Source organism: Streptomyces sp. 2114.4 (assembly GCF_900187385.1).
In the GTDB taxonomy this organism is placed as follows: domain Bacteria; phylum Actinomycetota; class Actinomycetes; order Streptomycetales; family Streptomycetaceae; genus Streptomyces; species Streptomyces mooreae.
Genome location: NZ_FYEY01000001.1, coordinates 6,311,449 through 6,332,824, shown reverse-complemented (window position 1 = coordinate 6,332,824; position 21,376 = coordinate 6,311,449). Strand labels below are relative to the sequence as shown.

Annotated in this window: 23 protein-coding genes; 16 read left to right on the top strand and 7 right to left on the bottom strand. The window is 70.8% G+C overall.

The window, feature by feature from the left end; translation table 11 throughout:
* Window positions 1-67 precede the first annotated feature (67 nt).
* From CFW40_RS27865 to CFW40_RS27820, 10 genes are all read left to right on the top strand, one after another.
* Entirely contained in the window at window positions 68-1,765 is a 1,698-nt protein-coding gene (locus CFW40_RS27865; protein ID WP_088800601.1) for a nitrite/sulfite reductase, read from the top strand.
* Window positions 1,762-1,950, top strand: a complete 189-nt coding sequence (locus CFW40_RS27860; RefSeq protein WP_088800600.1) for a hypothetical protein — start codon at window positions 1,762-1,764, stop codon at window positions 1,948-1,950. Before CFW40_RS27865 ends, CFW40_RS27860 begins: the two co-directional genes overlap by 4 nt.
* Window positions 1,947-2,639, top strand: coding sequence for a phosphoadenylyl-sulfate reductase (locus tag CFW40_RS27855; RefSeq protein ID WP_088800599.1), 693 nt, complete (start codon window positions 1,947-1,949; stop codon window positions 2,637-2,639). The genes CFW40_RS27860 and CFW40_RS27855 overlap by 4 nt, the downstream gene beginning before the upstream one ends.
* Window positions 2,640-2,659: 20 nt before the next feature.
* Window positions 2,660-3,193 (top strand): adenylyl-sulfate kinase, encoded by a 534-nt coding sequence (gene cysC, locus CFW40_RS27850; RefSeq protein WP_088800598.1) that lies wholly within the window; start codon window positions 2,660-2,662, stop codon window positions 3,191-3,193.
* Window positions 3,190-4,134 carry a sulfate adenylyltransferase subunit CysD gene (gene cysD, locus CFW40_RS27845; RefSeq protein WP_088800597.1) on the top strand — a complete coding sequence of 315 codons (945 nt, stop codon included), beginning with the start codon at window positions 3,190-3,192 and terminating at the stop codon, window positions 4,132-4,134. Before cysC ends, cysD begins: the two co-directional genes overlap by 4 nt.
* Window position 4,135: 1 nt before the next feature.
* On the top strand, window positions 4,136-5,512 hold the full coding sequence (locus CFW40_RS27840; RefSeq protein ID WP_088800596.1) for a sulfate adenylyltransferase subunit 1: 1,377 nt from the start codon (window positions 4,136-4,138) through the stop codon (window positions 5,510-5,512).
* 213 nt (window positions 5,513-5,725) lie between these two features.
* Window positions 5,726-6,835 (top strand): aliphatic sulfonate ABC transporter substrate-binding protein, encoded by a 1,110-nt coding sequence (locus CFW40_RS27835; protein WP_088800595.1) that lies wholly within the window; start codon window positions 5,726-5,728, stop codon window positions 6,833-6,835.
* Between the two features lie 42 nt (window positions 6,836-6,877).
* Entirely contained in the window at window positions 6,878-7,684 is an 807-nt protein-coding gene (locus tag CFW40_RS27830) for an ABC transporter ATP-binding protein (RefSeq protein ID WP_176956368.1), read from the top strand.
* Complete coding sequence (locus tag CFW40_RS27825) at window positions 7,671-8,609, top strand: ABC transporter permease (RefSeq protein WP_088800593.1); 939 nt, start codon at window positions 7,671-7,673, stop codon at window positions 8,607-8,609. The genes CFW40_RS27830 and CFW40_RS27825 overlap by 14 nt, the downstream gene beginning before the upstream one ends.
* Window positions 8,610-8,612: 3 nt before the next feature.
* A complete protein-coding gene (locus tag CFW40_RS27820; protein ID WP_088800592.1) occupies window positions 8,613-9,452 on the top strand; it encodes a sirohydrochlorin chelatase in 840 nt (279 codons plus the stop codon).
* Between the two features lie 22 nt (window positions 9,453-9,474).
* On the opposite strand, the gene CFW40_RS27815 is transcribed toward CFW40_RS27820, so the two are convergent.
* On the bottom strand, window positions 9,475-11,145 hold the full coding sequence (locus CFW40_RS27815; RefSeq protein WP_088800591.1) for an alpha-amylase family glycosyl hydrolase: 1,671 nt from the start codon (window positions 11,143-11,145) through the stop codon (window positions 9,475-9,477).
* 133 nt (window positions 11,146-11,278) lie between these two features.
* Window positions 11,279-12,127, bottom strand: a complete 849-nt coding sequence (locus CFW40_RS27810; RefSeq protein ID WP_088800590.1) for a carbohydrate ABC transporter permease — start codon at window positions 12,125-12,127, stop codon at window positions 11,279-11,281.
* A 602-nt stretch (window positions 12,128-12,729) separates the two neighbouring features.
* Between CFW40_RS27810 and CFW40_RS27805 the strand changes: the two genes are divergently transcribed.
* Window positions 12,730-13,074 (top strand): hypothetical protein, encoded by a 345-nt coding sequence (locus tag CFW40_RS27805; protein ID WP_143046326.1) that lies wholly within the window; start codon window positions 12,730-12,732, stop codon window positions 13,072-13,074.
* Entirely contained in the window at window positions 13,071-13,379 is a 309-nt protein-coding gene (locus tag CFW40_RS27800) for a transcriptional regulator (RefSeq protein WP_088800588.1), read from the top strand. The genes CFW40_RS27805 and CFW40_RS27800 overlap by 4 nt, the downstream gene beginning before the upstream one ends.
* Window positions 13,380-13,535: 156 nt before the next feature.
* Here CFW40_RS27800 and CFW40_RS27795 read toward each other — a convergent pair whose 3' ends face one another.
* A complete protein-coding gene (locus CFW40_RS27795) occupies window positions 13,536-14,933 on the bottom strand; it encodes an MFS transporter (protein WP_256331264.1) in 1,398 nt (465 codons plus the stop codon).
* 111 nt (window positions 14,934-15,044) lie between these two features.
* Between CFW40_RS27795 and CFW40_RS27790 the strand changes: the two genes are divergently transcribed.
* From CFW40_RS27790 to CFW40_RS27780, 3 genes are all read left to right on the top strand, one after another.
* Window positions 15,045-16,040: an Lrp/AsnC family transcriptional regulator gene (locus tag CFW40_RS27790; protein ID WP_088800586.1), complete on the top strand. Its 996-nt coding sequence runs from the start codon at window positions 15,045-15,047 to the stop codon at window positions 16,038-16,040.
* Between the two features lie 119 nt (window positions 16,041-16,159).
* Window positions 16,160-16,759 (top strand): cupin domain-containing protein, encoded by a 600-nt coding sequence (locus CFW40_RS27785; RefSeq protein ID WP_088800585.1) that lies wholly within the window; start codon window positions 16,160-16,162, stop codon window positions 16,757-16,759.
* Between the two features lie 313 nt (window positions 16,760-17,072).
* Complete coding sequence (locus tag CFW40_RS27780; RefSeq protein ID WP_256331265.1) at window positions 17,073-18,053, top strand: DMT family transporter; 981 nt, start codon at window positions 17,073-17,075, stop codon at window positions 18,051-18,053.
* Window positions 18,054-18,104: 51 nt separating this feature from the next.
* On the opposite strand, the gene CFW40_RS27775 is transcribed toward CFW40_RS27780, so the two are convergent.
* The gene (locus tag CFW40_RS27775) at window positions 18,105-18,746 is read right to left on the bottom strand and encodes a dihydrofolate reductase family protein (RefSeq protein WP_088800583.1); all 642 of its coding nucleotides are present in this window, start codon (window positions 18,744-18,746) and stop codon (window positions 18,105-18,107) included.
* A 134-nt stretch (window positions 18,747-18,880) separates the two neighbouring features.
* Between CFW40_RS27775 and CFW40_RS27770 the strand changes: the two genes are divergently transcribed.
* Window positions 18,881-19,312 carry an ester cyclase gene (locus tag CFW40_RS27770; RefSeq protein ID WP_088800582.1) on the top strand — a complete coding sequence of 144 codons (432 nt, stop codon included), beginning with the start codon at window positions 18,881-18,883 and terminating at the stop codon, window positions 19,310-19,312.
* Between the two features lie 204 nt (window positions 19,313-19,516).
* On the opposite strand, the gene CFW40_RS27765 is transcribed toward CFW40_RS27770, so the two are convergent.
* The 3 genes from CFW40_RS27765 to CFW40_RS27755 all read right to left on the bottom strand — a co-directional run bounded on the left by CFW40_RS27765 (window position 19,517) and on the right by CFW40_RS27755 (window position 21,348).
* On the bottom strand, window positions 19,517-19,987 hold the full coding sequence (locus tag CFW40_RS27765; RefSeq protein WP_088800581.1) for a pyridoxamine 5'-phosphate oxidase family protein: 471 nt from the start codon (window positions 19,985-19,987) through the stop codon (window positions 19,517-19,519).
* Between the two features lie 203 nt (window positions 19,988-20,190).
* A complete protein-coding gene (locus CFW40_RS27760) occupies window positions 20,191-20,958 on the bottom strand; it encodes an SDR family NAD(P)-dependent oxidoreductase (protein ID WP_088800580.1) in 768 nt (255 codons plus the stop codon).
* 123 nt (window positions 20,959-21,081) lie between these two features.
* Entirely contained in the window at window positions 21,082-21,348 is a 267-nt protein-coding gene (locus CFW40_RS27755) for an Atu4866 domain-containing protein (protein WP_088800579.1), read from the bottom strand.
* Between the last annotated feature and the right edge of the window lie 28 nt (window positions 21,349-21,376).

The window sequence follows — 21,376 nt, the reverse complement described above, 5'->3', positions numbered from 1 at the left end:
GCAGGTCAGCGCGGGTGCTCGGCGCCCTGTCCGCATTCCTTGAGCCCGCCCAGAAGGACGTACACCCATGGCCGCCTCCCCTGAACGCCCCGAAGCTGCCACGACCCGCCGCAAGGCCGGACGCCACCGCGGCGAGGGCCAGTGGGCCGTGGGCCACCACACGCCGCTCAACGGCAATGAGCAGTTCAAGAAGGATGACGACGGTCTCAATGTGCGGACACGCATTGAGACGATCTACGCCAAGTCGGGTTTCGACTCCATCGACCCCAACGACCTGCGCGGGCGGATGCGTTGGTGGGGCCTCTACACCCAGCGCAAGCCCGGGATCGACGGCGGCAAGACGGCGGTCCTGGAGCCGGAGGAGCTGGACGACAAGTACTTCATGCTGCGGGTGCGCATCGACGGCGGGCGGCTGAGCGTGGCCCAGCTGCGCGCCATCGGCGAGGTCTCCGAGCAGTACGCCCGCGGCACCGCGGACATCACCGACCGGCAGAACATCCAGCTGCACTGGATCCGCATCGAGGACGTCCCCGCCATCTGGGAGAAGCTGGAGGCGGTGGGCCTGTCCACGACGGAGGCCTGCGGCGACTGCCCGCGCGTGATCATCGGGTCTCCGGTGGCCGGTATCGCGGCGGACGAGATCATCGACGGCACCCCGGCGGTGGACGAGATCCACGAGCGCTACATCGGCAGCAAGGAGTTCTCCAACCTGCCGCGGAAGTTCAAGACCGCGATCTCCGGTTCACCCGTCCAGGACGTGGTCCACGAGATCAATGACGTGGCCTTCGTCGGTGTCGTCCACCCCGAGCACGGCCCCGGGTTCGACCTCTGGGTCGGCGGCGGCCTGTCCACCAACCCCAAGCTCGCCCAGCGCCTGGGCACCTGGGTGCCGCTCGACGAGGTCGCGGACGTCTGGTCCGGCGTGGTCGGGATCTTCCGGGACTACGGCTACCGCCGGCTGCGCACCCGCGCCCGGCTGAAGTTCCTGATGGCCGACTGGGGCCCGGAGAAGTTCCGCCAGGTGCTGGAGGACGAGTACCTGCAGCGCAAGCTGGCCGACGGACCCGCGCCCGAGGAGCCGGTCTCGAAGTGGCGCGACCACATCGGGGTGCACCGGCAGCAGGACGGCCGCTTCTACGTGGGGTTCGCCCCGCGGGTGGGCCGGGTCGACGGCACCACCCTCACCAAGATCGCCGAACTGGCCGCCGCGTACGGCTCCGACCGACTGCGCACCACCGTCGAGCAGAAGATGATCATCCTCGACGTGGCACAGGACCAGGTCGACGGGCTGGTCGCCGGGCTGGAGGCGCTGGACTTCCAGGTCCACCCCTCACCGTTCCGGCGCGGCACCATGGCCTGCACCGGCATCGAGTTCTGCAAGCTGGCCATCGTCGAGACCAAGGGCCGTGGCGCCTCGCTGATCGACGAACTGGAGCAGCGGATGCCGGACTTCCAGGAACCGATCACCATCAACCTCAACGGCTGCCCGAACGCCTGCGCCCGTATCCAGGTCGCGGACATCGGTCTCAAGGGCCAGCTGGTCCTGGACGACGACGGCAACCAGGTCGAGGGCTACCAGGTGCACCTGGGCGGCGCCCTGGGTCTGGAGGCCGGCTTCGGCCGCAAGGTCCGCGGGCTGAAGGTCACCGCCGATGAACTCCCCGACTACGTCGAGCGGGTGCTGCGCAACTTCGAGGCGCAGCGCGGGGAGGACGAGCGGTTCGCCACCTGGGCGGCCCGTGCGGAAGAGGGTGCGCTGAAGTGAGTGAGCGTGCGGCGCCGTTCTACTGCCCTTACTGCGGGGACGAGGACCTGCGGCCCTCCGAGGAGGGCCACGGAGCCTGGGAATGCCGGTCCTGCAGCCGCGCGTTCCGGCTGAAGTTCCTGGGCCTGCTGACGCCGGGCAGCACCGGCCGGCCCCCTTCCGCTTCCGACGGAGGTACCCCGTGACCACCGCAACCGACCTTCAGCAGCTCGCCGAGCAGGCGGGCCGGGACCTGGAGGACGCGCCCGCCCTGCAGATCCTCGAATGGGCCGCCGAGACCTTCGGTCCGCGCTTCTGCGTCACCTCCTCCATGGAGGACGCGGTCGTCGCGCACCTGGCCTCGCGGGCCTTCCCGGGCGTGGACGTGGTCTTCCTGGACACCGGCTACCACTTCCCCGAGACCCTGGGGACCCGGGACGCGGTGGCCGAGGTGATGGACGTCAACGTCATCACCCTGACGCCGCGCCGGACGGTCGCCGAGCAGGACGCCGAGCACGGCCCGAAGCTGCACGACCGCGACCCGGACCTGTGCTGTGCGCTGCGCAAGGTCAAGCCGCTCGAGGAGGGCCTGGCCGGCTACGACGCCTGGGCGACGGGCCTGCGCCGGGACGAGTCGCCCACCCGGGCGAACACCCCGGTCGTCGGCTGGGACCCCAAGCGGCGCAAGGTGAAGGTCTCCCCGATCGCCCGCTGGACGCAGGCCGATGTGGACGCGTACGTGGACGGGCACGGGGTGCTCACCAACCCGCTGCTGACGGACGGCTATGCCTCCGTCGGCTGCGCGCCCTGCACCCGCCGGGTGCTGGAGGGCGAGGACGCCAGGGCCGGCCGCTGGGCCGGCAGCAACAAGACCGAGTGCGGGCTGCACGGATGACCGAGCATCAGGAGATATCCATGACGGGCGCCACGATCTGGCTGACCGGTCTGCCGAGCGCGGGCAAGACGACCCTCGCGCACGAACTGGCCGGGAAGCTGCGCGGTGACGGCCACCGCGTCGAGGTGCTGGACGGCGACGAGATCCGCGAGTTCCTGTCCGCGGGCCTCGGCTTCACCCGCGAGGACCGGCACACCAACGTCCAGCGGATCGGCTTCGTGGCCGAGCTGCTGGCGAGCAACGGCGTCAAGGCGCTGGTGCCGGTGATCGCGCCGTACGCGGACAGCCGGGAGGCCGTACGGGGGCGCCACCGGAGCGAGGGCACCCCCTACCTGGAGGTGCATGTGGCCACGCCCGTCGAGGTGTGCTCCGAGCGGGATGTGAAGGGGCTCTACGCCAAGCAGGCGGCCGGTGAGATCTCCGGCCTGACCGGCGTGGACGACCCGTACGAGGCGCCCGCCGCACCCGACCTGCGCATCGAGTCGCACACCCAGACCGTGCAGGAGTCCGCGGCGGCACTGCATGCGCTGCTCACCGAAAGGGGACTGGCATGACGACCGTCACGGCCGTGACCGGGAACGCCGAGGACGCCGAGAACCCGTACGCCCTCTCCCACCTCGACGCCCTGGAGTCGGAGGCGGTGCACATCTTCCGTGAGGTGGCCGGTGAGTTCGAGCGGCCGGTGATCCTGTTCTCCGGCGGCAAGGACTCCATCGTCATGCTGCACCTGGCGCTGAAGGCGTTCGCGCCGGCCGCGGTGCCGTTCTCCCTGCTGCACGTCGACACCGGGCACAACTTCCCCGAGGTCCTGGACTACCGCGACCGCACCGTGGAGCGGCACGGTCTGCGGCTGCACGTCGCCTCCGTGCAGGACTTCATCGACCGCGGTGAGCTGCGCGAGCGTCCCGACGGCACCCGCAACCCGCTGCAGACCGTCCCGCTGCTGGACGCCATCGACAAGGGCCGCTTCGACGCGGTCTTCGGCGGCGGCCGCCGGGACGAGGAGAAGGCGCGCGCCAAGGAGCGGGTCTTCTCGCTGCGCGACGAGTTCGGCGGCTGGGACCCGCGCCGCCAGCGCCCCGAGCTGTGGCAGCTCTACAACGGCAAGCACTCCCCCGGCGAGCACGTCCGCGTCTTCCCGCTGTCCAACTGGACCGAGCTGGACGTGTGGCAGTACATCGCCCGCGAGAAGATCGAACTGCCCGCCATCTACTACGCCCACGAGCGCGAGGTCTTCGCCCGCAGCGGTATGTGGCTCTCCCCCGGCGAGTGGGGCGGCCCCAAGGACGGCGAGAGCCTGGAGCGGCGGCAGGTGCGCTACCGCACCGTCGGCGACATGTCCTGCACCGGTGCCGTCGACTCAGACGCCGACACCATCGAGGCGGTGATCGCGGAGATCGCCGCGTCCCGGCTCACCGAGCGGGGCGCCACCAGGGCCGACGACAAGATGTCCGAGGCCGCCATGGAGGACCGCAAGCGCGAGGGGTACTTCTAACATGAGCACGAACACAGGCACGGGCACGAGCGCGGGCGCGGCCGACATCGTCGAGGCGGGTGCCACCTCGCTGCTGCGCTTCGCCACCGCGGGCTCCGTCGACGACGGCAAGTCCACGCTGGTGGGCCGGCTGCTGCACGACTCCAAGTCGGTGCTCGCCGACCAGCTGGAGGCCGTCGAGCGTGCCTCCCTGGGCCGCGGCCAGGAGACACCCGACCTGGCGCTGCTGACCGACGGGCTGCGCGCCGAGCGCGAGCAGGGCATCACCATCGACGTCGCCTACCGCTACTTCGCCACCCCGCGGCGCCGCTTCATCCTGGCGGACACCCCCGGGCATGTGCAGTACACCCGCAACATGGTCACCGGCGCCTCCACCGCCGAGCTGGCCGTGGTGCTGGTCGACGCCCGCAACGGCGTGGTCGAGCAGACCCGCCGGCACGCCGCGGTCGCCGCCCTGCTGCGCGTCCCGCATGTGGTGCTGGCCGTCAACAAGATGGACCTGGTCGACTACGCCGAGCCCGTCTTCGCCGCCATCGCCGAGGAGTTCACGGCCTACGCGGCCTCACTGGGCGTCCCGGAGATCACCGCGATCCCGATCTCGGCGCTGGCCGGCGACAACGTGGTGTCCCCCTCGGCGCACATGGACTGGTACGGCGGCCCCACCGTGCTGGAGCACCTGGAGACCGTGCCCGTCGTCGCCGACCCGTCAAAGGACCCGGCGCGCTTCCCGGTCCAGTACGTCATCCGTCCGCAGACCGCCGAACACCCCGACTACCGCGGCTACGCGGGCCAGATCGCCTCCGGTGTGCTGCGCGTCGGCGACGCGGTCACCGCCCTGCCCTCGGGCCGCACCACCACCATCGAGGCGATCGACGCCCTGGGCCAGGCCGTGGACGCCGCCTGGGCACCGCAGTCGGTCACCGTCCGCCTCACCGACGACATCGACATCTCACGCGGTGATCTGATCGCCGCCACGGCCACCGCACCGGACCTCTCGCAGGACATCGAGGCAACCGTCTGCCACGTGGCGGACCGTCCCCTGACCCTCGGCCAGCGGGTGCTGCTCAAGCACACCACCCGCACCGTCAAGGCCCTGGTCAAGGACATCCCCTCCCGCCTCACCCTGGACGACCTCTCGCAGCACCCGGCCCCCGGCGAACTGGCCGCCAACGACATCGGCCGCGTCACCCTCCGCACCGCCGAGCCCCTGGCCCTGGACGCCTACGCCGACTCCCGCCGCACCGGCTCCTTCCTCCTGATCGACCCGGCGGACGGTACGACCCTGACCGCGGGGATGGCGGGCAACGCCTTCGCCGAGGCGGCCGCCGAGGCCGCCGTGGCCGACGGCGCGGACGACGACGAGGGATGGGACTTCTGAGCATGCTCCAGGACGTGTTCTCGACCTTCGCGAAGGAGGGCGGCCGCATCGGCAGCGGCGCCCTGGGCAGCGGGCAGGGCGGAGTCGGCCGATGTGTGCGCTGACGATGCCCGGCTCCGTATCCCCCACACCCCCCTTCCGAAGATCCATCGATCTGCCGGGCGCGCCGTAGAAGGCGCGTACTGACCCGGCCCTCCGAGAGGAACCCCTCCCGTGTCTGCCGTTCGTCACCGCCTGCTGGCGGCCGCTGTCACCGTCCCGCTCCTGACCGGGGCGCTGGGCGCCTGCGGCTACGGCTCCGAGGCGAAGAAGGACACCGCGGCCGGTGTCGCGCCCAAGGGCGCCAAGACCGACGGGCTCGATCACCTCACGATCGGGTTCTTCGGCAACACCACCCATGCGACGCCCCTGATCGGCCTCCAGAACGGTGCCTTCCAGAAGGAACTGGGCGGCACCGAAGTGAAGGCCGCCCCCTTCAACGCGGGCCCCGCCGAGATCGAAGCCCTGAACTCGGGCGCCGTCGACATCGGCTGGATCGGCCCCTCCCCCGCGATCAACGGCTACGTCAAGTCGCACGGCAAGAGCCTGAAGATCATTGGCGGTTCAGCCTCCGGCGGTGTCTCGCTGGTGGTCAACCCCAAGAAGATCAAGAGCCTGAACGACCTCAAGGGCAAGACCATCGCGACCCCGCAGCTGGGCAACACCCAGGACGTAGCGCTGCTGAACTACCTGTCGGGCAAGGGCCTCAAGGTCGACCCCACCACCGGCAAGGGCGATGTCACCGTCCAGCGCACCGACAACAAGGTGACGCCGACCGTCTTCCAGCAGGGCGGTATCGACGGCGCGTGGGTGCCCGAGCCCACCGCCTCCAAGCTCGTCGCCGAGGGCGGCAAGACGCTGCTGGACGAGAAGAAGCTGTGGAAGGACGGGAAGTTCGTCATCACGAACATGATCGTCTCGCAGAAGTTCCTCAAGGCACACCCCAAGGCCGTCGAAGCGGTGCTGCGGGCCTCGGTGCGGACCAACGCCTGGATCCGGTCGCACCCGGCCGAGGCGAAGAAAGCCCTCAACGACAAGCTCGCCTCCCCGGACGTGGCCGGCAAGGCGCTGCCGCAGAACGTCCTCGACCCCGCGTTCAAGAACGTCGATGTCACCGATGACCCGCTGGCCGCCACCCTCCACGAGGAGGCGGATCACGCCGTCAAGGCGGGTCTGCTCAAGAAGCCCGACCTCAGGGGCATCTACGACCTCACCCTGCTCAACAAGGTGCTGAGGTCCGAGGGTAAGCAGCCGGTCTCCGACGCCGGACTCGGCAGCAAGTAGCCCCGCCCCCGCCGTACCGCACTCCCCCAGGAGGTGACACCGATGACGACCACCACGCTCCCCCAGCAGCAACCCGCCACGGCGGACACGGGCACCACCGTGCCGTACGCGGCCCGCATCGACCATGTCTCGAAGTCGTTCGGCCGCACCGGCGCACAGCAGCATGTCCTGGACGACATCAGCATCGATGTGGCGCCCGGTGAATTCGTCTGCCTCCTGGGGGCCTCGGGCTGCGGCAAGTCCACCCTCCTCAACCTCGTGGCCGGTCTGGACGCGCCGTCCGCCGGCGCCATCGAGACGCCCGGCGGCAGGCCGGCCCTGATGTTCCAGGAGCATGCGCTGTTCCCGTGGCTGACCGCCGGCCGCAACATCGAACTGGCGCTGCGGCTGCGCGGGGTGCCGCGCGCGGAGCGCCGGGAGGAGGCCGAGCGGCTGCTGGAACTCGTCCGGCTCAAAGGGGCCCACGGCAAGCGGGTACACGAGCTGTCGGGCGGTATGCGCCAGCGCGTCGCGATGGCCCGCGCCCTGGCCCAGGACAGCCAACTGCTGCTGATGGACGAGCCGTTCGCCGCGCTCGACGCGATCACCCGCGATGTGCTGCACGACGAGCTGACCCGCATCTGGCGTGAGACCAGCTTGTCGGTCCTGTTCGTCACCCACAACGTCCGCGAGGCCGTGCGGCTCGCCGAGCGGGTGGTGCTGCTGTCCTCCCGCCCCGGCAAGATCGCCCGCGAGTGGCGGGTGGACATCCCGCAGCCGCGCCGCATCGAGGACGCCGCGGTCGCCGACCTTTCCATCGAGATCACCGAACAGCTCCGTGGGGAGATCCGCCGCCATGGCCAGCACTGAGACCAAGGACCCCTCCGCCGCCGCCCGGAAGGACGAGACCACCGCGCCCGGCAGCGCCGCCGCCGCGGCCGGTGATATCGCCGGCCTGGAGGCCGGGCTGGACGCCCTGGAGTCCCGGGTCGTCGACCGGCAGCCGTGGCTGCGCACCGCCGCCTCGAAGGCGTTCCCTCCCCTCGTCGCGATCGTCATCGTGCTCGTGGTGTGGCAGCTCGCGTACCACTTCGAGCTGAAGCCGCACTACCTGCTGCCGAGCCCCGTCGACGTCGCGCACTCGCTGCAGCAGAAGTGGCTCGAGGGCACCCTGCTGAGCTTTGTGTGGACCAGCGTCTCCCGCGGCGCCCTTGGCTTCGTCGCCTCGGTGGCTCTCGGTACGGTGCTCGGGCTGGTCGTCGCCCGGGTCAAGGCCGTACGGGCCGCGATCGGGCCGATCCTGAGCGGTCTGCAGTCGCTGCCGTCGGTGGCCTGGGTCCCGGCCGCGATCATCTGGTTCGGGCTGAGCGACGCCACGATCTACGCGGTGGTGCTGCTCGGTGCCGTCCCGTCCATCGCCAACGGCCTGGTGGCGGGCGTCGACCAGATCTCCCCGCTCTACCTGCGGGCCGGCCGCACCATCGGCGCCACCGGCCTGGCGGGCATCCGCCATGTGCTGCTCCCGGCCGCGCTGCCGGGCTATATCGCCGGACTCAAGCAGGGCTGGGCGTTCTCCTGGCGCTCCCTGATGGCCGCCGAGCTCATCGTCAACGCACCCGATCTGGGCACCGGTCTGGGCCAGCTGCTGGAGCAGGGCCGCGAGTTCCAGGACATGTCCTGGGTGCTCGCCGCGATCCTCCTCATCCTCATCGTCGGCATCGGCATCGAGCTGCTGATCTTCGCCCCGATCGAACGCCGGGTGCTGCGCAGCCGCGGCCTCCTCGTGAAGAGCTGAACCATGGACCTGTGCCCCCCTCGCCCCACGCTCCTCGTCGTCGCCCACGGCAGCCGCGATCCGCGGCACGCCGCGGCCGTCTCCGCGCTCTGTGCGCGGGTGCGGGCGCTGCGGCCGGGGCTGCGCGTCGAGGTCGGCTACCTCGACTTCAACGCGCCCCGGGTGCCGCGGGTGCTGGAGCGGCTGTCGGCGGAGGCAGCGGCCGAGGGGCGGCGCGCGCCGGCGCCGTCCGGGCGTCGTGACGGGCCGGACGGGGTCGTACGGGAGGTGGTGGCGCTGCCGCTGCTGCTGACCCGCGCCTTCCACGCCAAGTCCGACATCCCGGCGGTCCTGCGGGCGGCGACGGCACGGCTGCCCCTGCTGACCGTCCGCCAGGCCGAGGTGCTGGGCCCCTCGCCGCTGCTGACCGCCGCGCTGGAGCGCCGGCTGGCACAGGCCGGGGTGCGGCCCGGCGACCGTGGCTCGACCGGGGTCGTGCTGGCCTCGGCGGGCTCCTCCGACCCGGAGGCGAGCGCAGTGATCGCTGAAATCGCGCGGGAGTGGCGGCACACCGCCGGCTGGTGTGCCGTGCGACCTGCGTTCGCCTCCGCATCTCTTCCCCGTACGGCCGACGCGGTGCGGGAACTGCGGGCCGAGGGCGTCGGCCGGGTGGCCGTGGCCCCGTACGTCATCGCCCCGGGTTTCCTCCCGGACCGCATTGCCGCCGGGGCCCGCGAGGCCGGGGCCGATGTCCTCGCCCCCGTCCTCGGCCCGGCACCCGAGCTGGCCCGGCTGCTGCTGCGGCGCTACGACGGGGCGGCCTTGGACGGCGCCCGCGGGGACCTGACGGCGTTGACCGCCTGACGGGTCCCCACGGCGCGGCGGGTCAGGCCTGCGCGGTGCGCAGCCAGACCGTGGTCCACGGCGGCAGTTCGTCGCCGGTGACCGGCGCGGAGGCCAGCAGCAGCTCACCGGCCGGCAACGGCCGGGGCTCGTCGGACAGGTTGGCCACGCACTCCCAGCCGCCGGAGCGGCGGAAGTGCAGGACGTCCGGGTGGGCCGTCGGCGCGTCATCGGCCCACTCCAGCGCCTCGTCGGCCAGCAGCCGGCGGCGGGTGGCGAGCGCCCTGCGGTACAGCTCCAGCGGGGATGACGCCACACCCTGCTGTGCCTCGACGGACAGCTCGCCCCAGCCGGCCGGCTGCGGCAGCCAGGTGCCCCCGCTGCCGAAGCCGTACGAGCTGCCCTCGCGCCGCCAGGGCAGGGGCACCCGGCAGCCGTCCCGGCCCTTGAGCCGGCCTCCGCTGCGGGTCCACACCGGGTCCTGGAGGCTGTCCCGGGAGAGGCCGGCGACCTCGGGCAGCCCCAGCTCCTCGCCCTGGTAGACGTAGCCGGAGCCCGGCAGCGCCAGCATCAGCAGGGTCGCGGCCAGCGCCCGGCGCAGCCCGAACTCCCGGTCCAGGACGGGTTCCTGGCCGTCGGAGAGCAGCCAGGCCTCCTCGTCGCGGCCGTCCGGCAGGCCGTACCGGGAGGCGTGCCGGATCACATCGTGGTTGGACAGCACCCAGGTCGCGGTCGCCCCGGCCGCCCGCGCGTCGGCGAGTGCGGTGTCGATGGCGGCGCGCAGCTCCCCGGCGTGCAGCGCGGCCTTGAGGAAGTCGAAGTTGAAGGCCTGGCCGAGTTCCTGCGGGGTGGCGTACGCGGTACGGCGGGAGCTGCGTACCCAGGCCTCGGCGACGGCGACCCGCGGCGGGTCGTACTCGTTGAAGACCTTGCGCCAGTCGCGGAAGATGTCGTGCACCTCGTCGCGGTCCCAGAAGGGGTGGCTGCCGTCCTCGGGCAGGTCTGCGGGCGTGTAGCCCTCGACCGTGCCGATGTCGCGGAGCGGCGCGGCCAGGTCCTTGGCCAGGCCGTGGGCCACATCGACCCGGAAGCCGTCGACGCCGCGGTCGGACCAGAAGCGCAGGGTGTGCCGGAAGTCCGCGCGGACCTCGGGGTTGTCCCAGTTGAAGTCGGGCTGCTCCGGGGCGAAGAGGTGCAGGTACCACCAGCCGTCCGGCAGCCGGGTCCAGGCGGGGCCGCCGAAGCAGGAGACCCAGTCGGTGGGCGGCAGTTCGCCCCGCTCGCCCTTGCCCTCGCGGAAGACGTACCGCTCGCGGGCGGCGGACCCGGGCTCGGCGCGCAACGCCTCCTGGAACCAGAGGTGCTGGTCGGAGGAGTGGTTGGGCACGATGTCGACCATCACCTTGAGGCCCAGGCGGTGTGCCTCGGCCACCATGGCGTCGAAGTCGTCGAGGGTGCCCAGGCGCGGGTCGACATCGCGGTAGTCGTCGACGTCATAGCCGCCGTCGGCCAGTTGTGAGGGGTAGAAGGGGCTCAGCCAGACGGCGTCCACCCCGAGGCCGGCGAGGTAGGGCAGCCGGGAGGTCACACCGGGGAGGTCTCCGATGCCGTCGCCGTCGGCGTCGGCGAAGCTGCGCGGGTACACCTGGTAGACGACGGCCTGCCGCCACCAGTCGGTGGTGTTGCGGTCGGAGCCGGGGTGCTGTGCGGTCACGGGGAGGCCTTTCGGTACGAGAGCGGTCGTATGAGGGAACCTCCCAGCGTCAGCTGGGGAAGGAACGGGGCGCGGTGCGGCGCCGGGTGCGGTGGGGGCGGGAAGGGAAGACGCCCCCCGGGGGCCGCCGGTCTCATCCCTTCACCGCCCCGGAGGTCATGCCCGAGACGATCGAGCGACGGAAGATCATGACAAGGACGCCGATGGGGACGGTGGCAGCCACGGCCCCCGCGAAGAGTGTCCCGTAGGGGACGGTGTACTGGCTGGTGAACAGGGCGATGCCGACCGGAACTGTGCGGTGGCCGTCCTCGCTGTTGAAGGTCAGCGCGAGCAGGAACTCCGACCAGGTCGCGGTGAAGGTGAAGATGCCCGCGGTGAAGAGCCCCGGCCGGGCGAGGGGGGCGATGACGGTCAGGACGGTACGCAGCGGTCCAGCGCCGTCGACGGTGGCCGCCTCCTCCAGCTCACGGGGGACACCGACCAGGTAGTTGCGCATGATCCAGATGGCGAACGGCAGGTTCAGCGCGACATAGGGCACGATCAGGCCCGCATAGCTGTTGAGCAGCCCCAACTGCCGCTCCAGCAGGAAGAGCGGAACGACCAGCGCGATCGGCGGGAAGACGGACAGCATCAGCAGTGCGGTCATGAGGGCGCCGCGGCCGCGCAGCGGGGTGCGGGCCAGGGCGTAGCCCGCGAAGAAGGACAGCCCCAGCACGGCGACCGTGGAAACCGACGCCACCAGCACGCTGTTGAGCAGATAGCGGCCGATGCCGTTGCGGACGAAGGCCTCGGCGTAGTTGCCGAGCGTCGCCGCCTTCGGGACCAGGGCCGGCGGGTCGGCGCTGACCTCGCCCGGTCCCTTGAAGGACGACACGATCATCCAGTACAGCGGCAGTGCCGACAGCACGACGATCGCCAGACCGCCGAGGTTGACGGCGTTGACGTACCGGCGGATGCCGGACGCCGGTGCACGGCGGTTCATGCCCGCCCTCCTTCGTCGGCCTGCGCCTTGAACCTCACCCGGGCAGTGATCGACGACGCCGACAGCGCACACGAACGCCACATCGTCCTGCCGACCGAACTCGTCCCCCGCGGCAGCACGGGGCCGCCGCCGGCGGGGAGTTAACACCCGCCTGTACCTCGTCACCGGCCACGACAGAGGACGCCTCGCGCCGGGGACGGCCAACGGGCAGGCGGAGCCACACCTTCTTCAGGGCGAGGAGGAACGGAGGTCCGTCGGGAGCCGGCCCGCCGCGCGACCCTCCGAACTGGGCGGCCTTCAGCCGGGCCCGCCACCTTCGGCGGATACATCGCCGAAGAGAGCCTGCTCGGCGTCCTCGCCTCAGCCAACCAGACCGCCACGCCCTTGAGTTCTCGGCCTGGCATCCACTTGCCAACATGGCAACCGGATGCCAGAGTGACAAGACGAATGGCGCGGCAGCACGCACAGCAAGAGCCCCCAGCCCCTCATACCAGGAAAGAGGAGGCACCAGGATGGACAAGAAGGAAGCGCGGGAGGCCCTCGCTTCTGCGGACGCACTGGCTTCGCGAATCCGTCGGGGAGCCCGGTGGCACGCTCCCCTGGTGTTCCTGCTGGGCCTCGTGATGATGGCGCTGACAGCCCTGTACGGGCTGCTGATTCAGCCCTCCGTTCGGTACGCCGTTCCGGTCGTCTTGCTGCTTCCGTTGTTTGCACTGGTGATATACACCGCGACGCGTCCCGTGGTGCCGCGCCACCATCGGGCGCTGTACGCGGTCATCACCGCGACTGGGGGCGGCGTTTACGCCCTCACCGTCACGCTCGGCACGGTCCTCTTCTCCGGCGAACCGCTGTGGTGGGTGCCGGGGGCGATCCTGTGTGCGGTGCCGTTCTTCCTGGTCGGCATGCTGGAGCGCAAGGCCGTCAGGACCACAGAGAGTATGCCGTGACACATCCGCGGAAGTCGCTCGACAGCGTCATCCACTCCCCGGTGCGATTCTCCATCGCTGCCGCGCTGGCCTCGGTCGACGAGGCTGACTTCAAGACCCTCCGCGAGGCCATCGAGATCACGGCCCCGGCTCTGTCCAAGCAGATCGCTCTGCTCGAGCAGGCTGGTTACGTGAAGGTCCGCAAGGCATTCGTCGGCAAGCGCTCCCGTACCTGGCTTTCCCTCACCGGCGAGGGCCGCAATGCCTTCACTCGCCACCTGACCGCCCTCCGCGAGATCGCTGACTGGGATCCGGCCGGCGAATGACACCCGGTCCACTCACCGGCCCTCCGCTACGCCGTGCACGACGACCATGCCGTGCACGACGACCAAGAAGAAGGGGTCCGACAGGGATCCGGTAGACACGTACGCAACTCACCTACGAGAAAGGGACGTTGCGATTCCGCGTCGACAGCCAGTGGGTCACCGTGTCGTGCTGACGTCTCGCCGCACGGGAGCCGCCGCCACGCATGCGGGTGCGCGTACGAAGGCATAGGCGAGGACCGCACCGATCAGACCGACGGCCGCGGCGGCGACGTAGACCCGGTCCAGGCCCTCGGCCGGTGCGGTGCCGGACCCCGTCCGGAAGAGGACACCGAAGACCGCGACGGCCAGGGTCGGGCCGAGCTGGCGGAAGGTCGTCATCGCACCGGCCGCCATGCCGCCGCGGTCGGCGGGTACGGCGGCGAAGACCGCCCCCGACAGGGCCGGGCCCATGACGCCGATACCGATTCCGGTGACGGCGAGGCCGAGCGCCACGGAACTCGCGGTGGACGTGGCGTCGAGACCGCTCTGCAGGGCGCAGCCGACACCGCTGAGCAGCAGCCCGGTGCCGACGACGAGGCGGGGCGACGTACCGCGCAGGGTCCGCCCCGCGACCAGCGAGGTGGCGAAGGAGGTGAGGGCCAGCGGCATCAGGGCCAGCCCCGCGCGTACCGGGCCGAGGCCGAGGTCCGACTGCAGCCACACCGAAGTGAACAGGAGCGCCGCGAAGGCGGCCGAGGACGCCAGGACGCACAGCATCACCGCCGCGAAGGAGGCCCGGCCGAAGAGCCGTACGTCCAGCATCGGGTGCGCACAGCGGCGTTCGAGGACGACGAAGACGGCCAGCGCGACGGCAGCGAGGGCGATCGAGGCGTACCCGGCGGGAGTCCAGCCGTCCTCGCCGGCCCGGGTGAGGCCGTGGACGAGGGCACCGGCGCACACGGCGAAGGCGACGGTGCCGGGCAGATCGACCCGGTGGGCCCGCGGTCGGCGGTCGTTGCCGAGGACGCGCAGGGTGAGGACGACGGTGCCGGCGACCAGGGGGAGGTTGAGGAGGAACGCGGCCCGCCAGCTGAGGTATTCGGTCAGGACACCGCCCAGCATCGGGCCGACCGCGGCGCCCAGGCCGGTGACCGCGCCGAAGACGCCCATCGCCATGCCTCGGTCGGGTCCGCGGTAGACGACGCCGATGAGCGCGAAGGCCGATACGGACATGGCCGCACCACCGATGCCCTGCACCGCACGGGAGGCGATCAGCAGCCCGGTGCCGGGCGCGAGTGCGCAGCCCAGGGAGGCCAGGGCGAAGACGGTGAGACCCGCGACGTAGACGTTGCGGGCGCCGAACCGGTCGGCGAGGGAGCCGAAGGGGAGCATCAGCACGGCCAGGGCGAGGGTGTAGATGTTCACCACCCACTGCAACCCGGACAGGGGTGCCTGCAGGTCGGTGCCGATGGCGGGCAGGGCGACGTTCAGGACGGTGGTGTCGAGCAGGAACAGGAAGGTGCCGAGGCAGATCGCCACGAGCGGCCACCAGGGGCGCATGAGCTTTCCTCTCACGGGAGGCTTTCCTCTCAAGGGGGGCGGGGAATCGCTCACACGCTCCGACAACGGGCAAGGATTCCACCAGCCATGCCCCATCCCGTGCCGGATACTGGCACGGTAGGTCCCATGAAGACAGATACCGTCATCCTCGACGAGGTCGACCGAGGGCTGGTGCACGCCCTGCAGATCGACGGCCGAGCCGCTTTCCGCGCCATCGGCGAGGCCCTTGGCGTCTCCGAGAACACCGTGGCCCGCCGCTACCGGCGCCTGCGGACCGCCGGCATCCTGCGGGTGGTCGGCACCCTGAACGGCGCCCGGCTCGGTTACAGCGCCTGGACGATCCGGCTGCGCTGCACCCCCGACGCGGCCGGAGCCATGGCCACGGCACTGGCCAAACGCAGCGACATCTCCTTCGTCCATCTGCTGTCCGGCGGTACGGAGATCTCCTTCAGCACACAGACCCGCTCCAGCGACGAGAGCGACGCGCTGCTCCTGCACCAGCTACCCCGCACCGCCCGCGTCACCTCGGTCTCGGCGCATCTCCTGCTCAGCCACTACGCCCTGCCCAACAACTGGGCGGGACCCGCGTGGCTCACCCCGGAGCAGGCCGCCCTCCTCACCCCGCCTCCCGTCGTCGACAGGGACATGGAGGCGGACGCGGAGGCCTCGGTAGAACTGCGGGAAGGGGACCGCACCCTCCTCGAGGCCCTGGGCCGGGACGGCCGGGCCGGCTACGCCGAACTCGCCACCGCCACCGGCTGGTCGGACGCCACCGTCCGGCGCCGCATCGCCGCCCTGCGCCGGGCCGGAGTCCTGATCTTCCTCGTCGACATCCCCTCAGCCGCGCTGGGCTTCCGTGCCGAGGCCCGGCTCTGGATGTCCGTCCAGCCCTCGAAACTCACCGCCGTGGCAGCCGCGATGGCCGGTCATCCGGAGGCCTCCCTGGTCGCGATGACCACCGGTCCGACCAACCTGCTCGCCGCCGTCAACTGCCGTGACGCGCAAGACCTTTCCCGCTACCTCACGGAACGGATCGCCTCCCTGGACGCGATCCGCAGCATCGAGACCGCACCGGTCATCCGCACCGTCAAACGAGCCGGCACCCTGCTGCTGCCCGCGTAGCGCCCCGAGGTACGGACCGCGGCGGAACGCGTGCCGCCGGTACCGAGGAGCAGACCTGCCGCCGGCGCCGAGAAGGAGAGCAAATCAGGACACCTGACGCACTCGACTAGGATGCGGCCATGACCGCCCCGGACTCCCCGACGCATCCGGCAGCCCACCGCACGGACCCCGAACTGGGCTTTCCGGCTCCGGGGGAGGTACTGCGCCGGCTGCGGACCCAGCGGGGCATGTCACTGCGTCAGGTTGCGGCGGAATGCGGCCTTTCGGTCTCGTTCCTGGCTTCGCTGGAGCGGGGCGAGACCGATATCGCGCTGGAGCGGCTGGGCCGGCTGGCGAAGGTGTTCGGGCACAACGTGGGGTCGTTCCTCGGCTTCTCACCCGGCCAGGCGGCGCCCTCCCTGTTCCCGTTCGGCGAACAGCCGGTGATCGAGCGCGCGCCCGGCATCACCTATCGGGTCCTGCGCGCACCGGAGTTGGGGTACCAGGTGGTCCAGGGGGACTTCGCCCCGCACAGCGGGCTGGGCGAGGACCTTCAGCACGAGGGCACAGACCTGATCATCGTGACCGAAGGCACCTTGGTGACCCGGTACAACGGCGTCGACCACACCCTGCGGGCCGGGGACTGCGCGCGCTGGTCAGCGGGTTATCCGCACTCCTTCCGCAACGACACCGACAAACCCGCGCGGATGGTCGCGCTGCTCTTCTCCAGCCTCTACTGACGGCTCGTCCCCGGAGACGGGACGGGCCCGTGGCGAGCCGGGGCACCTGAGGTGCCCCGGCTTTTCCGTGCGCCGTTCCGGACGCTGTGCCTTGCAGACCTTCCTGGCGGTTCCTGCCCCATGCCGACCTGCGCCGACCTGCGCCTGCCTGCGCCTGCCTGCGCCTGCAACTCCATCCCCGCATGGATCTCACCCCTGCCCCACGGTGAACCGTATTCTGCATTACTGTGCGTTTTAACGTACAAGCCGCTGCTCCGGTGAACCCGCGAGCGACAGCTAGAGATCGAGCGGCACCAAGAGATCAGGACATGCCATGCAGCTGAACCCCACCCAAGTCGCCCCGCCCTCCACCCCGCCCCCGGCCACGAGCGCGACCACCAGCACGGCCACGAGTGCGGCCATGAGCACGGCCACCGCCGCACCAACCGGCCCCGGCCGCGCCGACCTGTTGGCCCGCGTCGCCCTCGTACTGGTCTGGAGCTCCGGCTTCATCTCCGGCAAACTCGGCCTGCGCCACTGTGCCCCCTACACCTTCGCGGCCCTGCGTTTCGCCCTCGCCGGAGCGATTCTGCTGGTCATCGCCCTGCTCAGTCGGCGCGCATTACCCCGCGGCCGGATGCTGGCGCATCTCGCCGTCGCCGGTGTCCTGGTGCAGGCCGTCCAGTTCTCCAGCATCTACGTCGGCATGGACCTCGGCGTCCCGTCCGGGCTCGCCGCACTGATCATCGCGCTCTACCCGCTGACGGCCTCGCTGATCGCCGTCCCCGTCCTGCACGAACGTGTCACCCGTGGCCAGTGTCTGGGCCTCGTGCTGGGGCTCGGCGGAGTCGCGCTCGCGGTCGGCGAAGGGCTCCACTTCGACGCCGACTACCTCGCCGGCCTCGGCTTCGTCGTCCTGGCGCTCCTCGGCATCTCGGCCGGCACCGTCTACCAGAAGCGGTTCTGCCGCGGCATGGAACCGGTCTCCGGCAACGCCGTACAGCTGCTGGCCGCCGCCGTCGCCGCGCTGCTGCCCGCCCTGTTCGCCGAAGGATTCGACGTCACCTTCACCGCCGGCTACTGGCCGGTGCTGCTGTGGGCCGCACTCATCAACTCGATCGTCGGCGTCGGCCTGCTCTACGGGCTCCTGCAACGCCACGGCACCAGCCAGGTGAGCAGCCTCTTCTACCTGGTGCCCATGGTCACGGCCGGCTTCGCCGCCCTGCTGCTCGGCCAGCATCTCGGCCCGCTGACCCTCGGCGGACTGGTCCTGGCCACCGCGGGCACCCTGTTGGCCGGCCGCGTACGAAGCTGAGGGCGAGGCCCGCGGGTCGCGAAACCGGCCGCGACGAGGTGCGGAGCGCCCTCAGTCCCGCTCGTCCAGCATGAAGGATCCGTATGCGGGCTTCCCCGCCTTTTCGTAGGCGCAGTACTGCACCCCCACGCCGGTGGTGCGGGATTCCGTGAGCGTCCAGGCGGCGGGAGCGGCGCCCGCGGCGAAGAGCCGCTTGCCGGTGCCGATGATCACGGGGTTGACGAGCAGCCGGTACTCGTCGACGAGGTCGTGCCGCTGCAGGGTGTGGATGAGGTCGCTGCTGCCCTGCGTCATGATCACGCCGTCCAGCTGCGCCTTGAGCTGTGCGACGGAGTCGGCGACGTCGCCGTTGCCGTCACGCTTCAGCAGATGGGAGTTGTTCCACTCCAGGCTGTTCCGGGTGCGCGAGGCGACGTACTTGGGCATGGCGTTGAGCTTCACGGCGATCGGGTTGTTCTCGTCGGTGACGCGGGGCCAGTGAGAGGCGAAGATGTCGTAGGTCTTCCGGCCGAGCAGGAGATGATCGGCGGTCCGCTCGAAGATCTCCGTCATCAGTCCCATGAAGTCGTCGTCGACGTACGGAACCTGCCAGCCACCGTGCTCGAACCCTTGGTCGACGTCCTCGCCCTTACCGCCGGGGGCCTGCATGACGCCGTCCAGAGTGACGAAGGCGGTGACGATCAGCTTGCTCATGATGCTGCCTTTCGGGTGCGGAATCAGCGTGCACCCGTATTGACTCCCGGCCCGGCGCGAACTCATCGCCCGCCACGCGGCCGGCACCGGCGGGGTCTGGCGACGTCGGCCGGCCGATGGATACGGTCCCCTCCATGACTGACTCCGCCGTGACTGACTCCGCCGTGGCCACCAGCAAGCGCAACGCCGATGTCGTCCGCCGCTACCTCCGCGTCTTCGAGACGCGGCGGGTTGCCGATCTCGCGGAACTCGTGGCGGAGGACGTACTCGTCCACGGCGCCGGCCGGCACGTCCAGGGGCGGCACTACCCCGAGCAGTCCGTGCTGACCCCGGGCCTGTCCCACTGCCGCGTCCAAGTGGATGACCTCTTCGCGGCCGACGACCGTGTCACCGTCGCCTTCACACTGACCTACACCCACGACCGCACCGGCCGGGACCTCACCATGACCGGCGTCAAGACCTACCGGCTCCGCGACGGCCGCATCGTCGAATTCTGGGGCGAGACCGACCTGCACGGCCTCCTCCGCCAGGCGGGACTCGTACCGGAGCAGATCCCGCCGTTCTGAGGGGAAGCCACGCCGGCTGGACCAAACCTGCAGCGCGTGGCGGCCGACAGCCGTCCGCGCACCCGATCAGGTCGCTCCGAGCTGACGACGGGAGACGGCTGGCGTGGGGACAATGCAGGCGGAGGGGCGGGGGTGAGCCGTCGGCAGCGACCGTGCTGGTCGCTGCCATCAACGGCTAGCGGTGACCAGTTCGGGACAACACACCTAGACCAGCCACTTCCCGTCGCGCATCAGGGTACGTCCGGCCATCTCGGGAACCGTTCCCCACGCCTGCAGCACCTCCGGGGTGACCTGGAAGAAGACGTACGACGGGTGGTCCTGGCGAGGGTCCCAGCCGTCCTTGGCGGCGAAGGCATCGCCCACCTCGGCCGGAAGCTCCTCGCGGGTCAGCATGCGCGCGGCGCCGTGGATGAGGACCACGTCGCGGGTGTGGCCGAAGGAGAGCCGAACCCGCCCCGAGGCGCACAGATTTCGCCCGGTCGGGTTGGTGTCGCGGGTGGACAGCCACACCGCCTCGCCATCCCACCAGAAAGCAAGCGGAACGAGGCACGGCTCACCGGTGCTGTCGGCCGTGGCGACCCATACATCGTTGTCCCGCGCGAGCCGTTCCAGCGCCTCGCGCTTGCGCTGCTCCGGGCTGCGGGGGCCGCTGGGGCGAGAGTCAACTGAGGTCATGCGGCGAGGTTATGACGTGAAGCGCTCGGTCACATCCGGCGGTGGAACTAGGGCGCAAGGCGGAGGGGCGTCCTCGTACCGGGCGTGTACGGAGTGACCCGACAACGCAGCAGCGAGCGAGCACACCAGGCGTGGTGAGGCAGGCGGGCTTTCGATACATGTCCTGGCTGAGGAACTGTCTCCCCTGTCGTTCCTGTCTCCCCCTAGGCGGCTGTGAAGCCGCCGTCGGCGGCGATCACGGCTCCTGTGATGAAGCTGGCGCGTGGTGAGGCCAGGAAACACAGGGCCTCGGCGATCTCTTCGGGCTGTGCCACTCGGCCCAGGGGCTGCGCGTCGGCGAAGGATGCCAGGTAGGCACGGCTGTCGGAGCGGAACGTATCGAGGAAATCGGTCTCGATGACGCCCGCGGCAACGATGTTGGCGCGGATGCCCAGCGGCCCGCCCTCGACGGCGAGCACCTTGGTCAGCTGGGCCAGAGCGCCCTTTGACGCGCTGTAGGCGGCGCCTTCGGGCAACGCCACGGTGCCCGCGTAGGAGCCGGTGCTGACGATGGATCCGCCACCGCGGGCCTTCATCGCCCGAAAGGCCTCGCGGGCGACGAGGAAGGAGCCCCGGGCGTTGACTGCCATCACGGCGTCCCAGTCCTCGACGGTCGTTTGGGTAACGGGCTTGTTCAGGGTGCGTCCGGCGTTGTTGACGAGGATGTCCAGTCCGCCGAAGGTGTCGACGACGGACTTCACCGCTTGGACAGCGGTCTCTTCCCGTGTGATGTCGCCGCTCACCGCCAGCACGCCGGGAAATTCGCCCGGCAGCGCCTTGACTTCGGGGCGTAGGTCAACGGCGACGACACGGGCGCCGCGCGCGCTGAGGAGCGCCACGGTCTCCTTGCCCACGCCCCGCGCGGCCCCTGTGACGAGGGCGATCTTTCCGGCGAACTCGGCGGTTTCGGTGGACGGGGCGGCAGGTGTCATAGTGCGTTCCTCGGGGAGGGAGGTGGGGTCAAGCGCCACTGCGGGGCACCTGAATCGCTGTGCGGTCGAGCGGGGGACGTCCTCATCGGCCGGGACCCGGGAGGGCGACCTGGACAGCCCCCGTCATGGCGCCTTCTCCTCCCGGTACAGCACCAGATGCTCGTGGTGGAGCACCCCGTCCCGGATGTCGCCCGTCGCGCTGAAACCGGTGTCGTCGACGTAGTCCAGGTGGCTGCCGGTCACCGTGTACCGGCCGGTGTACGCGCTGGGCCGCTCGCCGCGCGCCTCGTCGTAGCGACCGTCAGGCAGCAGCTCCTGACGGATGTGGCCATCAGCGGTCACCCACATTCCGACCACGTCGACGGTGTCGTCATCGGCAGTCCCGGCCATGGCGGACTCCTCTCCTCGGTTGCTCCGA